Raw genomic sequence first — 13729 nt, 5'->3', positions numbered from 1 at the left:
CATGAGACTGACCATCGCCTCGGGGGCGGCCACGTTCACCGCGGCCATCCTGCTCTACCCCCTGTTCGAGGGCGGGACGTGGTTCTGGTCGTCGCTCGGCGCCGTGCTGGCCGTGGTGGTCGCCGGTCTGGTGAGCAGCCGCCTGTCGCTGCCGGCGTGGGCGGCGCCGGCCCTGGCCCTGGCCGCCACGTGGGTCTACCTGACGATGTCCTTCTCCGCCGAGGAGGCGTGGGGGCTGGCGGTGCCGACGAAGGAGTCGGTGGTGGAGCTCGGCCGGCTGCTCGGGACCGGCTGGGCCGACATCCAGCGCTTCGCCGCCCCGGTGCCGAACACCGAGGGCATCGTGCTGCTGACCACCGGCGGGATCGCGCTCATCGCGATCCTCGTGGACCTGTTCGCGGCGCGGCTGCGCCGGGCCGCCCTGGCGGGGCTGCCGCTGCTGGCGCTCGCGACGGTCCCGGCGACGATCCTGCCGGACCCGATCAGCTGGCCGGCGTTCATCATCGCCGCGTTCGGCTTCGTCGGCCTGCTGGTCGCCGACGGGCGGGAGCGGATCGGCCACTGGGGCCGGGCGGTGCTGGTACGCAGGACCCGCATGGCGGCCACGCCGCAGGCGGGAGGCCAGGAACGGAACGCCGTCGCGGCACGGCCGGCGGCGGCGGCCGACACGAGCGGGCTGCGGCTGTCGGGCAAGCGGATCGGGTTCGCCGCGATCGCGCTCGCCGTGCTGGTGCCCGCGCTGCTGCCGGCGATGGAGCCGGTGTCGTTCTTCCAGTTCGGTGTGGGCGGCACGGGGACGGGCGGGCGCGGCAACTCCATCAGCATCCCCAACCCGATCGCCAACCTGAAGGGCCAGCTCGAACTGCCCGAGCGGCGCGTCGTCCTCACCTACGCCAGCAACGACAACCAGCCCCGCTACCTGCGGATCTACACGCTCGACACGTTCGACGGCCAGCAGTTCGGCATGACGCAGCCGAAGGGCGCCCCCGCCAACAGGACGGACAACGGCCCGCTGCCCGCGCCGCCCGGCCTGACCGGGAGGACCGACGTCACGAACGTGACGACCGACATCGAGATCAGCGACGAGATCGCGGAGCTGAAGTTCCTGCCGCTGCCGTACCCGCCGCGCGAGATCCAGGTGGACGGCGACTGGCGGGCCGACGTGGACACGCTGATGGTCTTCTCCACCCGCGACGAGGCGGCGGGGCTGGGCTACCGGGTGCTGACGTCGGAGCCGGCGCCGACGCGCACGCTGCTGGAGTCGCTGCCGTTCGACCGGGACGCGGTGGACCGGCGTTTCCTCGCGCTGCCCGGCAACCTGCCGGCCGAGATCCGGGCGCTGCCGCGGCGGATCGCCGGGGACGCCTCCTCGCCGTACGAGGCGGCGGTGAAGCTGCAGAAGTGGTTCACCGAGGACGGCGGTTTCACCTACAACCTGCGTACGCAGGGGCACAGCAACTCCGCGCTCGCCGACTTCCTGCTGCACAGCAGGACGGGCTACTGCGAGCAGTTCGCCGCGTCCATGGCGGTGCTGGCCCGGCTGATGGGCATCCCGTCGCGGGTGGCGATCGGCTACACCGGCGGGAGCGTCGTCGGCGGCCGGTGGCAGGTGGGGACCAACGACTCCCACTCGTGGCCGGAGCTGTACTTCGACGGGGTGGGCTGGCTGCCGTTCGAGCCGACGCCCGCGGGGTCGCTGGGGCAGGGCAGCGCGCGGGCGCCGGAGTACTCGGTGCCGGCGCCGGAGTCCACCGGCGACTCCTCGACGCCGACGCCCGGCGCGACGAGCCCGGCGGACGGCGACGCGATCGCCCCCGGCTCGCAGCAGAACCCGCGCGCGGTGGACCGGGAGAGCCAGCTCCTGGCGGGCGGCCTGCCGGCGACGGAGGAGTCCACGCCGGTGATCGGCAAGGTCGGCCTCGGGCTCGCCGGGCTGCTGCTGGTCCTGCTGATCCCCGCGGCGGCGCGGCTGGTCACCAGGAACCGCCGGGTACGGGCGCTGAACCGGCAGGCGACGTCGCCGCCGGACGAGGTGACGGGAGTGACGGCCAGGGCGGCCGGCGACGGGCGCGTCCCGCCGGTCGCGGCGGCCTGGGCCGAGCTGGACGACGTCCTGTACGACTACGGCCTGGCCCGCCACACCAGCGAGACCCCCCGGGCGCTGGCGCGGCGGCTGGTCCAGCAGTACGAGTTCGGCGCGGACGCGGCGGCGGCCCTGTCGGCCATCGCCTCGGCCGTCGAGCGGGCGCTGTTCGCCCGTGACCCGGGACCCGCGGGGCCGCTGCGCAAGGAGTTGCGGACGGTGCGCCAGGCCGTCGCGGCGACGGTGTCGCGGCGGCGGCGGATCCGGGCGGTGCTGCTGCCGCCGTCGACGCTGCGGCGGCTGCGCGGCTTCGGCGAGCGGCTGCTGGACGGGTTCGACCTGCTGGAGAACATCAGGCTGCGCCGCACGGCCGCCGAGAAGGGCTCCTGACCGGCCGCCCGGCAAGGGCTACGGGAACATGAGTGAGCGTGCGGCCCCTCCCCCGTCGGGGAGGGGCCGCACGCTCACTCGCGTCAGGGGGCGCCCCGAGGGACGCCCGTCACCGGGGCGGCGGGCTCAGCGCTCGTCGTGCCGACGGCGCCAGCGCTCCTCCATGCGCTCCATGAAGGTGCCCCGGTTGGCCCGGCGGACCGGCTTGCCCGGCGCGGCCTGCCCGGGGGCGGCCGGCGGGGTGTCGCCGAACCCGTTCATACGTTTCCAGCTCGACAGGCCCCACAGACACGCGGCGAGCATGACCACGAAACCGCCGACGCCGAGGGGGATCAGAGCATTGCCGCTCACGACGACGCCGACCATCATGACGACGACGCCGAGGGCAAAGCCGATGGTGGCCTTGACGAGGCGACGCTTGTAGTGACGGCGCGGGTCACTGATCCTTACGGTGTTGGCCCACTTCGGGTCCTCGGCGTAGAGGGCCTGCTCGATCTGGTCGAGCAAGCGCTGCTCGTGCTCAGAGAGCGGCACGGCGCCTCCCAAGGACAGCCCCAGGACGGGGAAGACGGCAACGGACGACACGGGGTGTCCGAACCTCGCGGTCGGTTATCCCCAGAATACGAGGCTGTAGACGTAGGCGAAAGCAAACGTCCAACGCAGACCAAACCGGAGGTGACGTCATGGCTCCATTGTGGCCCATCTCGCCCCCCTCTCCCCAAAATCGCGATCCCGGCTTACCACAAAGTAGGGACATCGGCGTCATGTCTCTATTTCATCAAGCTTGCCACGTACGAGCGATGCTGGGACCACCGCATCGGGACCGAATCTCCGGATCGCCTTGTCCATCGCCTGCTCGGCCTCGCGCCACCCGGTCTCCCGCTCGCCGAGACTGAGCTGCCTGGTGGCCTCCTCCGCCGGGCGCAGGTTCTCCATCCGGACCCCCACCAGGCGCAGCCGCACCCGCTCCAGGCCCGCGGCCTGGAACAACTCGCAGGCGGTCGCGTAGATCACCTGGGCCACGTCGGTCGGCTCACGCAACGTGCGCGAGCGCGTGATCGTCGTGAAATCGGCTCGGCGAAGCTTCACACTTACAGTTCTTCCCACGTGTCCGCCCTTACGCATCCTGGCGGCCACCCGCTCCGACAGCCGCAGCAGCTCGCGCCTGATGACGCCGGGGTCGTCGACGTCCGTGGCGAAGGTCTCCTCGTTGCCGATGCTCTTGTCGGGCACGTGCGCGCTCACCTGGCGCTCGTCGCGCCCCCAGGCCAGCGCCGCCAGGTGGCCGCCCACCGCCTGCCCCAGCTCGCGCTGGAGCGTGCCCGGCGGCACCCTGGCGAGGTCTCCGACGGTGCGGATGCCGAGGCGGACCAGGGACTGCTCGGTGCGCTCGCCGACGCCCCAGAGGGCCGACACGGGCAGCGGGTGGAGGAAGGCCACCACCTCGCCGGCCGGGACCACCAGCAGGCCGTCGGGCTTGCACTGCTTGGAGGCCAGCTTGGCCACGAACTTGCTGGAGGCCACGCCCACCGAGCACGTGATGCCGTAGCGGTCGAGAACCTGCTCCTTGATCATCGCGGCGATGGCGGCGGGCGGGCCGAGCCGCCGCCGGGCGCCGCCGACGTCGAGGAACGCCTCGTCGGAGGCGATCGGCTCGACCAGCGGGGTGATCGCGTGGAAGATCTCCATGACGCCCTTGGAGACCTCGGAGTATTTCCCGTGGCCGGGCGGGATGATCACGGCCTGCGGGCAGAGCCGGCGGGCCCGGCTCATCGGCATCGCGGAGTGCACGCCGTAGGCGCGGGCCTCGTAGGTGGCGCTGAGCACGACGCCGCGCCCGGCGGGCGAGCCCACGATGACCGGGCGGCCGCGCAGCTCGGGGCGTTCGAGCAGCTCGACGCTGGCGAAGAAGGCGTCCATGTCGACGTGGAGTATCGGGCAGCCGCTGTCATCGGCCCCGGTGCGCGGAGCGGGGCCGATGCCGGTGATCTGCTTACGGGACACGCCGTCGATTCTATCCGAACACGAATTCGATACCAGGGACGCCCCTGAGGGCGCTCAGGCGCGGTGACCCAGCACGTGCAGCTGGGTCGCGATGTCACGCAGCACGGGATGCGCGGCGGCGGCCTGCTCCAGCGCCGCCAGCGACTCGGCCGCGCCGGGCTCGCCGTCCACCAGCCGGCTCGGCACCAGGTCGGAGAAGACGCGCACGCCGTGGACCGGGCCGACCGCGAAACCGGTGGCGCCCAGCAGCTCGGCCAGCGCCCCGGCGGTGAAGCGGCGGGGCGTGGGGTCGCGCTCGCCCCAGCTCCCCCGCGGGTCGCCGAGCACCGCCCGCGCCTCGTCGAACTGCCCGGCGAGAGCGCGGTGGATGGCGCTGGCGACCGGGTTGGCGGCCAGCACGCTGACGGCGCCGCCCCTGCGCAGCACGCCCGCGACGGCGGTCAGCGCACTCAGGGGGTCCTCGACGTACTCCAGGACGCTGTGGCAGAGCACCAGATCGGCGCTGTCACGCTGGATCAGCTCGCCCAGGGCGTCGGCGTCGCCCTGCAGCGAACGCACGCCCACGCCCTTCTCCTTGGCCCGGCGCTCCAGCGCGGCCAGCGAGTCGGGGCTCGGGTCGACCACGGTGACGGAGTGGCCCAGCTCGGCCAGCGGCACGGCGAAGCCGCCGGTGCCCCCGCCGGCGTCGACGATGTCGAGCGCCTCGCGGCCGGTGGCCGCGGTCCGCTCGGCCAGGACCGACCGCAGCGCGTCCCAGACGACGGCGGTGCGCACCCCCGGGGTCCTCGTGACGCTTTCAGCACGCAACGTTGGGCTCGCCTCCCTCTCGCCCCGCGAGCTGCTGCTTCGCGGCGGGCTCCTTCGCGGACGCGCCCCAGCCTACGCGGTGCCGGCATCGTCCGCTGCCCCCGCGGGCGACAGCGGGGGCAGCGGCGAACGCAGTGCGAGGAGGGCCGGGGGAACAGGCGGGAAACGGGGAGAACAGGCGGGGATACGCAGAAGGGGCGCGTCGCGGCTGGTGACGCGCCACTTCTCCGTACGCGATCATGCCGCCCGCGCCCCCACGGCCGAGCGGTCGCTGTGTTTGGAGGCTACCCCGAAACGACCGGTTTCGACGGGTCTCTAAAGGGTGAGGCTTGGCTTGAGTTGCTTGAATCTGGCCAGCAGCCCGTTGACGAACTGAGGGGACTCGTCGGTGGACAGCTCACCCGCCAGGTGCACCCACTCGCTGATCACCACGCCCTCGGGGACGTCGGGCATCCACAGCAGCTCGTAGGTGCCGCCGCGCAGCAGGTTGCGGTCGACCGCGGGCATGCGGTCGAGGGTCCAGCCCTCGGCGTAGGTGGTGATCAGCTCGTCGATGCGCGGGCGGTGCCGCGCCACGCCCTCGACGATGGTCGAGGTGTATTCGTTGACCGGGGGCTCCTGCCGCTCCACACGCTCGGCGAGGATCCTCAGCGGGTCCTCGCCGCGCAACTCCGCCTCGAAGAGGATGTCGAGCGCACGCCTGCGCGCCTTGCCGCGTGCCGACACCTCAGGCCCGGCCGAGGTACTCGCCGGTGCGGGTGTCGACCTTCACCTTCTCGCCCGTCGTGATGAACAGCGGGACCTTGATCTCCGCGCCGGTCTCCAGCGTGGCGGGCTTGGTGCCGCCGGTGGAGCGGTCGCCCTGCAGGCCCGGCTCGGTGTTGGCGATCGTGAGCTCGGCCGCGGCGGGCAGGTCGACGTAGAGGGCGGCGCCCTCGTTGAAGGCGACCGTCGCCGTGGTGTTCTCCAGCATGTAGTTGGCGGCGGTGCCGACCGTGGAGGCGGGCACGTTGACCATGTCGTAGGTCTCGGTGTCCATGAAGACGAAGTCGTCGCCGTCGCGGTAGGAGTACTGCATCTCGCGCTTGTCGACGTTGGCCACGTCGACCTTCACGCCGGCGTTGAAGGTCTTGTCGACGACCTTGCCGGAGAGGACGTTCTTGAGCTTGGTGCGCACGAACGCGCCGCCCTTGCCCGGCTTGACGTGCTGGAACTCGACAACGCTCCAGAGCTCACCGCCCTCGAGCTTCAGCACGATGCCGTTCTTGAGGTCGTTGGTCGTCGCCACTCGTTCTTCTCCCGCGTGCGGCCGCTCTAAAGGACGAGCAGCTCCTTGGTCGTCTTGGTGAAAAGCTCCGGCCCGCCCGCACGGGTCACGAGGGTGTCCTCGATCCGGACGCCGCCTCGGCCGGGGAGGTAGACCCCGGGCTCGACGGTGATCGGAACTCGATCCTCTAGTCTACCGGTACGCGAGGGGCCCAGGAACGGCTCCTCGTGGATCTCCAGGCCGACGCCGTGCCCGAGCCCGTGCCGGAAATGCTCGCCGTGGCCCGCCTCCGCCACGATCGAGCGCGCCGCGCGGTCCACGTCACCGGCCGCCGCGCCGGGCGCGAGGGCGTGCCTGCCCGCCCGCTGCGCGGCGGCGACCAGGTCGTAGAGCTCGCGCTGCCAGGCGGCGGGCGGGCCGAGGCTGACCGTACGGGTCATGTCGGCGTGGTAGCCCTGGTAGCGGGCGCCGAAGTCCATCGTCACCAGGTCGCCGGCGCGCAGTTCCCTGTCGGTGGGCGCGTGGTGCGGGATCGCGCCGTTCTCGCCCGCGGCCACGATCGAGTCGAACGCCGGCTTGTCGGCGCCCAGCTCGGTCATGCGGTTCTCCAGCAGCCGGGCCAGCTCGCGCTCCGTCATGCCGGGGACGACGCGCGCCGACACGTCGGCGAACACCTGGTCGGTGATGGCGCAGGCGGTGCGCAGCAGCTCCAGCTCGGCGTCGTCCTTGACCGCGCGCAGCTCCTCCACCACCGGGCCGAGCGGCACCAGCTCCAGGCCCAGCCTGCGGTAGGTGGCGACGGACATGTTCGCCGCCTCGATGCCCGCGCCCGGCTCGGCCAGCCGGGCCGCGACGTCGGACGCCTCGACCACCGGGACGCCGAGGGTGCGGGCCTTGCCGATGTAACGGTTGTCGGTGGCGAGCAGCGCCGAGCCGTCGGCCCGGACCAGGACGGCCGCGTTCGAGCTGGCCAGGCCCGTCAGGTAGCGGACGTTGACCGCGGAGGTGACGAGGAGCGCCGGCACCTCGCGGCCGGGCAGCAGCGCGGCGAGCCGCGCCAGGCGCGCCGCGTGATCAAAGGTCATCCCGCCAATCTACGACCCCTGCCGCACCTGGCGCGGCGCGGGCCCGCCGAGCCGGCGGCGTGCCGGGTCAGCGGTCCGGGACGACCCATTCGCGCATGAACTCCGCGAGCGGGCCGGTCGGCTCCATGTCACCCTTCCGCTGGGCGTGCTGGAGGTCGCGGTAGACCCGGGCGACCTCCTTGGCCGCGGCCTCGCGGTGGCCGGCGGCGTACTTGCCGGCCGCCTTGCGCAGCTTGTCCTGGGCCTTGGCGGCGACGTCCGGGTTGATGCCGTTCGTGCCCACCTGGTGCCGCACCGCCTCGTCGAACGCGGCCAGCCACCGGCCCCAGCCGCCGGGCGGCTCCTGGTCCGGGCGGAGGGTGCCGCGGACAGGGGGCGTCTCGCGCAGCGCGCCGGGCGGCTCGGAGTCCGGCCCGAAGGTGGTCACGTTGCCCGGGGACGCCTGGGCCGACGGGCTGGGGGGCTCGCCGGTGGGCCAGTCGGACGTCGTGGTGGGCGTCTGTCCCGGCACGGCGGCCGTGGTCAGCTCGTCGCTGGGGGTGGCCACCGCGACGGGGCCGCTCTCGTCGGGGTCGCCGCCGGCGTTCGCCCAGAGCACCATGCCGAGGGTCACCGCGACGATGGCGGCCACGGCCGCGCCGAGCTGGACGACGAGCCTCCGGCCGCCACGCGCCGGCTGCCGCGGCCCCTCCTCCGGCGTGAGGTCACCGGCCTGGTAGACGGCGGTGTCACCGGCACGGGCCACCGAGGAGACGCCGGGACCGCCAGGACCGCTGGGACCACCAGGGCCGCTGGGACCACCAGGGCCGCTGGGACCACCAGGGCCGCTGGGACCGCCAGGGCCGCCGGGGATGCCGTCGCGCAGCATGGCGCCGGTCACGGGCACGCCGGCCGGGGCCGCCGGGGCGTCGGGGTTGGCGCGGGGGTGGGCGATGGCCACCAGCGCGCGGCGGATGGTCTCACCTCCGGCCGGGCGGCGCGCGGGATCGTCCGCGATCATGGCCAGCACCAGGCGGTCCAGCTCGGCGGGCACCCCGGCCCTGATCGCGCTGGGCGGCACCGGCCCCCCGCCACGCTCCCCTGCGGCAGGCGCTGCCGAGGCGTCCCCCGCGGCGGGGGCGTCGTTGCCCGGGGCGGGCGGGCCGTCCTCTCCGGCCGGGCCGCTGCCGCCGGGGGCGTCGGCGAAGGGGTGGCGTCCGCACAGGAGCTCGTAGCAGAGGCAGCCCAGGGCGTACACGTCGCCGGCGGGGCGGGCCTCGTCCCCGGCGGCCCGTTCCGGCGCCAGGTAGCGGGGGTCGCCGCCGGGCGCTGCCGTGCCGCCGAGCCCGAAGCCGACCACCTTGAGCACCCCGCTGCCGGCCCTGCGGAAGCTGTCCGGGTCGATCTCGCCGTGCACCACCCCGGCCCTGTGCGCGGCGTCCAGGCCGGCCGCGGCCTGCGCGACCAGGTCGCACGTCTCCACCACGCCGAGGGTGCCGCCCGCGGCCTCGCGCTCCTCGCCGAGGCTGGGGCCCGTGAGGTGCTCCATCACCAGGTACGGCGCCCCGTCGTGCTCGCCGACGTCCAGCACCATGGCGACGTTCGGGTGGATGACCTTGGCCACGGCCTGGGCGTGCTGCCGGAGCAGTTCAGGGGTTCCTGCGCCCCGCAGCAGCTTCACGGCCACGACCCAGTCGGCGCGGGTGTCGTAGCCCCGCCACACCTCGCCCACCGGCCCGGAGCCGATGCGCTCCTCCAGCCGGTACCGGTCGGCTATCAACGCCGGCGTCGTCGCGTCGGACATATCCCCGCCAAACACTCGTACATCATGATTTCCGACCACCATAGGGCCCCAAAGCCCCACGTGCCTCCGAAGTCGCACGATGGCCGGTCACGAGGAGAGCATGTCGAAGTGGAAGCCGATCACCAGCGCGGCCAGCGACAGGACGCGGAAGTGCACCGCCTGCGGATGCTCCAGCCACCCGGCCAGCTTCGCCAGCCCCCAGCCGGTAAGCCGGCGCGCGCCGAGCCAGACGAACACGGTGGCGTACGCGCCGGCGACGGTCCCTGTCAGCCCGACGGCCATCATGACCAGCACCTCGACGACCCAGTTCGGCGCCCGCCAGTCCGGCGCGAGCGCCGCCAGGGCGAACCACCAGCCGGAAAGGAGCAGGACGAAGAGCGGCAGGTCGGCGCGGTCGCGTTCACGGCGCAGCCAGGCGGCGGCGGACGTGAGGCGGTCATGACCGGCTATGTCGAGGATGATCGTCAGGCCGGCCAAGAACGAGACGACCTTGCCCGCGCGCCCCAGTGCCAGGATCGACCAGCCGTGGATCGTGTGCTGGTTCACCTGGACGTCGCCGAACCACATGCGCCACGCTTCGAGGTAGCTGATGTCCGCCACGAACGGAGCGTAGAGGCGGCCGCGCCCGCCGCCCAGTGCCCCGGGTCAGGCCGCGACCGGCTCCGGCGCCCGCCGTGTCCCGGCCGGGCCGTCGTCGAGCGGCTGCGGCGGCGCTGAACTTGGCGAGCGGCGCGAGCAGGTCCCACCCGTACGTGGACACGGCCTTGCCGATGAGGCCCGCCGTGCCGATCGGCGCGAGCCTGATGACCCACCACAGCGCCTTCTGGACCAGCTCCAGCACCGACCGGGCGAGCGCGAGGGCCGGTTCTGCCTTCTCCCCCGCGGCCAGGGCGGCCGCGCCGAGCACGGCGCCCAGGAAGACGATCTGCAGGACGTTGACCTCGGTGAAGGCGGTGACGACGTTGGTGGGCAGGATGCCGGTGACGAAGTCGAGCCAGGTGCCGGCGTGCTCGGGGGCCCTGGCCGCGCCGGTGTCGAGGGTGACGCCGCGGCCCGGGTCGATGAGCAGGCCGAGCCCGATGGCGAGGGCCACCGACACCGCGGCGGTGATCAGGAACCACATCAGCGTCTTGGCGGCGAGCCTGGCCGCGCCGTTGACGTTGCGCAGGTTGGCGACGCTGACCAGCACGGCGGTGAGGACGAGCGGCGGCACGGCGAGCTTGAGCAGCTGGACGAAGATCTGGCCGACCCTGCTCAGGGTCTCGGCCAGCCAGGTCACGTCCCAGATCCTGGCGGCGAAGCCCAGCGCGACGCCGGCGGCGAGGCCGGTGAGGAGCTGGAGCGAGAAGGAGAATCTCTTCGTGACTCCTCCGCTCCTGAAGGGAGCGGCTTCTCGCTAAGCCGCTTCCGCAGCGTCGCGAAGGGCAAGCCCTGCCCTGAGAATGTTGACCGCCGCGTTCACGTCGGCGTGCGCGGCATGTCCACACGCCGTACAGACGAACGAAGCTTGGGAAACGCGGTTCTCCTTCGCACAGTGCCCGCAGCGGGCGCACGTGCGGGAGGTGCCGGCCGGGTTCACCACGATCAGCTTGCGACCGGCGCTTTCAGCCTTGTACGCGAGGATCGTCAGGAACACCCCCCAGCCCGCATCCAGGATCGAACGGTTGAGACCTGCCTTGGCGGCGACGTTGCAGCCGGGGGCCTCGATCGTGCCGGACGCCGAGCGGGTCATGTTCGCGATCCGCAGGTCCTCGTGCACGATCAGGTCGTAGTCGCCGACCAGCGCCAGCGCGGCCTTGTGCGCGTGGTCGAGGCGTTGCCGCCGGACCTTGGCGTGCAGCGCGGCGACACGGGCCACCTGTTTGCGGCGGCGTTTGGAGCCCCGCTTCTTGCGGGCGAGGTCGCGCTGCGCCGCCGCGAGGCGATCGGCGGTCGCGGCGAGGTGGCGCGGGTTGGCCACCCGGCCGCCGTCGCTGGTGGTGACCAGCGAGGCGACGCCCATGTCGATCCCGGCCACCGCGCCCGCAGGGGGCAGCGGCTCGGCGGGCACGTCGTCATACGACAGCACCACGTACCAGCGCGCGCCCTCCCGCTTCACACTGATCGTCTTCACCCGGCCTCTGACTGGCCGGTACTGGTTCACCCGGACATGCCCGATGCCCTGAAGGCGCACGAACGTCGCGGCCGGGTGCCCGGGCTGGGAGTCCCACCGGCAGCCGTCGCCGTCCTTCGGCCACTCGACCGTGTCGAACCGGCCCCGCCCCTTGAACCGAGGGTAGCCCGGCGTACGCCCGGCCTTGACCCGGTCGAAGAACGCGCGAAACGCCTTGTCCAGACGGCGCAGCGTGGCCTGCTGGGAGGAGAACGACCACCGGCCCTGCCCGCCGGGGTCGTCGCCGCGGATGTGCTTCAACTCGGCCGACTGGTCGCCGTACCGTACGCTCACGCCCGCCTTGGCGTAGGCCGTGCGGCGGTGCTCCAGCGCGGCGTTGTACAGCGTGCGGTGGTCCTCCAGGCACGCGGCGAGCGCGGCGGCCTGCCTGCTCGTGGGACGGAGCAGGAACCTGTACGACCTACGCACGGCCACCGCCTTCGGGCCGCTCGTACCGCGTCTCGATACAGCGCTGCACCGTCTCGGCCGGAACCGCACCGGCCGTGGCCGCGAAGTAGGACCGCGACGACAGTGTGGGCAGTCGAGAGCGCAGGTGCCCGAACTCGGCGCGCAGGTGGTGGGAGGTGAAGCCCTCGAACTGGCCGGCCACATACGACGGCGAGTTCTTCGGGCAGGGCTTGACGAACAGATGTACGTGGTCCGGCATCACCTCAAGCGACACGATCTCCGGCCGTGCTCGCCGGCTTTGGCACGGATCAACTCCTCAAGCCGGTCCTTCACCCGCCGACAAGGACGGGCGGCGATACTTCGGGCACCACACCACGTGGTACCCGAGGTCATACGCCGCACCGGGAGAAGTGCGTGCCTGACCAACACGCGATCATCATAGAAGCACCGCCCGTCTAGCATGTGACGAACGGAGATCTCTGATGTGCGGACCATGCGGGTCACTGCACGCTGATAGGAGGAAAGCTCCGGACTTGTGAGGCTGTCAGTGGTCGCGGCGTCGTACGGTCAGCGACACAGCGACGTGTGCAGCCGGCACAACGCCGGTGGGACCCGGAGCATTCCTTCCAGGAAGGGTGATTCACTTCACCCGATCGGTCAGCCGGCGATCTCCTTGATCTGCTCGATGAGCCGGACCCGCTCCTCGTGCGTACGGCCCAGCGGCGCCACGTTGAGCGTCGTGACCCCCGACTCCTTGAACGCCTGCACCCGGTCGCGCACGAACCCCTCGCTGCCGACCAGCGACATCTTCTCCAGCAGCTCGGCCGGCACCTGGGCGGCGGCCTCGTCCTTCTTGCCCTGGAGGTAGAGGTCCTGGATCACCTCGGCCTCCTTCTCGTAGCCGTAGCGCCGGGCCAGGTCGTTGTAGAAGTTCTTGCCCTTGGCGCCCATGCCGCCGATGTAGAGGGCCGCCATCGGCCGCCCGAACTCCAGCAGCCCGGACACGTCGTCGCCGATCGCGAGGGACGCCTGCGCGATCACGTCCAGCTCGCCCAGCTCGGGGTCGCGCCCGGCCTTGCCGGCGGCCAGGGCCTCGCCCCACACGTCGCCGGCCTTCTCCGGCACGTAGAAGATCGGCTCCCAGCCCTCGGCCAGCTCGGCGGCCAGCTCGACGTTCTTGGGGCCGATCGCGGCGACCACGATGGGGATGCGGGGGCGCACCGGGTGGTTGATGATCTTCAGGGGCTTGCCCAGGCCGGTGCCCTGACCGGGCGGGAGCGGCACCTGGTAGTAGCGGCCCTGGTGCTCCACGCGCTCGCGCCGCCACACCTGGCGGCAGATCTCGATGACCTCCCGCGTACGCGCGAGCGGCGCGGTGTACGGGACCCCGTGGAAGCCCTCGATCACCTGCGGCCCCGACGCGCCGATGCCGAGCGTGAAGCGCCCGTCGGAGACGAAGTCGAGCCCGGCGGCGGTCATGGCCAGGAGCGTCGGCGTGCGCGAGTAGATCGGCAGGATGCCGGAGGCGATCTGCAGCCGCTCGGTCTTCGCCGCGATGTAGCCCATCTGGCTGACCGCGTCGAAGCTGTAGGCCTCGGCCACGAACACGATGTCCAGTCCGGCCTTCTCGTAGTCCGCCAGCTCGGCGACGGTCTCCTTGAAGCCGCCCGAGTAGTTGATTGCCATACCGATGCGCATGCCGGGCTCCCCTAGAACCGAATGATGTTCCGTTTCGACGCGAACAGGCTAT

Annotated in this window: 13 protein-coding genes; 1 reads left to right on the top strand and 12 read right to left on the bottom strand. The window is 72.5% G+C overall.

Features of this window, described 5'->3' with window-relative positions; all coding sequences use genetic code 11:
- Position 1: 1 nt before the first annotated feature.
- Positions 2–2473, top strand: a complete 2472-nt coding sequence (locus tag Nocox_RS15355) for a transglutaminase TgpA family protein (protein ID WP_020545494.1) — start codon at positions 2–4, stop codon at positions 2471–2473.
- A 126-nt stretch (positions 2474–2599) separates the two neighbouring features.
- On the opposite strand, the gene Nocox_RS15350 is transcribed toward Nocox_RS15355, so the two are convergent.
- The 12 genes from Nocox_RS15350 to Nocox_RS15295 all read right to left on the bottom strand — a co-directional run bounded on the left by Nocox_RS15350 (position 2600) and on the right by Nocox_RS15295 (position 13677).
- Positions 2600–3007, bottom strand: coding sequence for a DUF3040 domain-containing protein (locus Nocox_RS15350; RefSeq protein WP_026214838.1), 408 nt, complete (start codon positions 3005–3007; stop codon positions 2600–2602).
- A gap of 228 nt (positions 3008–3235) precedes the next feature.
- Positions 3236–4477 (bottom strand): DNA polymerase IV, encoded by a 1242-nt coding sequence (gene dinB, locus Nocox_RS15345; RefSeq protein ID WP_020545492.1) that lies wholly within the window; start codon positions 4475–4477, stop codon positions 3236–3238.
- A 54-nt stretch (positions 4478–4531) separates the two neighbouring features.
- Entirely contained in the window at positions 4532–5251 is a 720-nt protein-coding gene (locus Nocox_RS15340; protein ID WP_020545491.1) for a methyltransferase domain-containing protein, read from the bottom strand.
- Between the two features lie 348 nt (positions 5252–5599).
- The gene (gene nusB / locus Nocox_RS15335) at positions 5600–6010 is read right to left on the bottom strand and encodes a transcription antitermination factor NusB (RefSeq protein ID WP_020545490.1); all 411 of its coding nucleotides are present in this window, start codon (positions 6008–6010) and stop codon (positions 5600–5602) included.
- 1 nt (position 6011) lies between these two features.
- Entirely contained in the window at positions 6012–6572 is a 561-nt protein-coding gene (gene efp, locus Nocox_RS15330) for an elongation factor P (RefSeq protein ID WP_020545489.1), read from the bottom strand.
- 26 nt (positions 6573–6598) lie between these two features.
- Positions 6599–7636 (bottom strand): M24 family metallopeptidase, encoded by a 1038-nt coding sequence (locus Nocox_RS15325; RefSeq protein WP_020545488.1) that lies wholly within the window; start codon positions 7634–7636, stop codon positions 6599–6601.
- Positions 7637–7703: 67 nt separating this feature from the next.
- On the bottom strand, positions 7704–9419 hold the full coding sequence (locus tag Nocox_RS15320) for a serine/threonine-protein kinase (RefSeq protein WP_020545487.1): 1716 nt from the start codon (positions 9417–9419) through the stop codon (positions 7704–7706).
- Between the two features lie 87 nt (positions 9420–9506).
- Complete coding sequence (locus Nocox_RS15315) at positions 9507–9896, bottom strand: hypothetical protein (protein ID WP_084685811.1); 390 nt, start codon at positions 9894–9896, stop codon at positions 9507–9509.
- A complete protein-coding gene (locus tag Nocox_RS15310) occupies positions 9856–10707 on the bottom strand; it encodes a dicarboxylate/amino acid:cation symporter (RefSeq protein WP_246649867.1) in 852 nt (283 codons plus the stop codon). Before Nocox_RS15310 ends, Nocox_RS15315 begins: the two co-directional genes overlap by 41 nt.
- 108 nt (positions 10708–10815) lie before the next feature.
- On the bottom strand, positions 10816–12000 hold the full coding sequence (locus tag Nocox_RS15305) for an RNA-guided endonuclease InsQ/TnpB family protein (RefSeq protein WP_026214837.1): 1185 nt from the start codon (positions 11998–12000) through the stop codon (positions 10816–10818).
- Positions 11993–12253 (bottom strand): IS200/IS605 family transposase, encoded by a 261-nt coding sequence (gene tnpA, locus Nocox_RS15300; protein WP_425517772.1) that lies wholly within the window; start codon positions 12251–12253, stop codon positions 11993–11995. The genes Nocox_RS15305 and tnpA overlap by 8 nt, the downstream gene beginning before the upstream one ends.
- Positions 12254–12636: 383 nt before the next feature.
- Positions 12637–13677 carry an LLM class F420-dependent oxidoreductase gene (locus Nocox_RS15295; RefSeq protein ID WP_020545482.1) on the bottom strand — a complete coding sequence of 347 codons (1041 nt, stop codon included), beginning with the start codon at positions 13675–13677 and terminating at the stop codon, positions 12637–12639.
- Positions 13678–13729 lie beyond the last annotated feature (52 nt).

The sequence above is a fragment of the Nonomuraea coxensis DSM 45129 genome, from assembly GCF_019397265.1.
In the GTDB taxonomy this organism is placed as follows: domain Bacteria; phylum Actinomycetota; class Actinomycetes; order Streptosporangiales; family Streptosporangiaceae; genus Nonomuraea; species Nonomuraea coxensis.
This window is presented reverse-complemented; position numbering and strand designations above follow the sequence as displayed.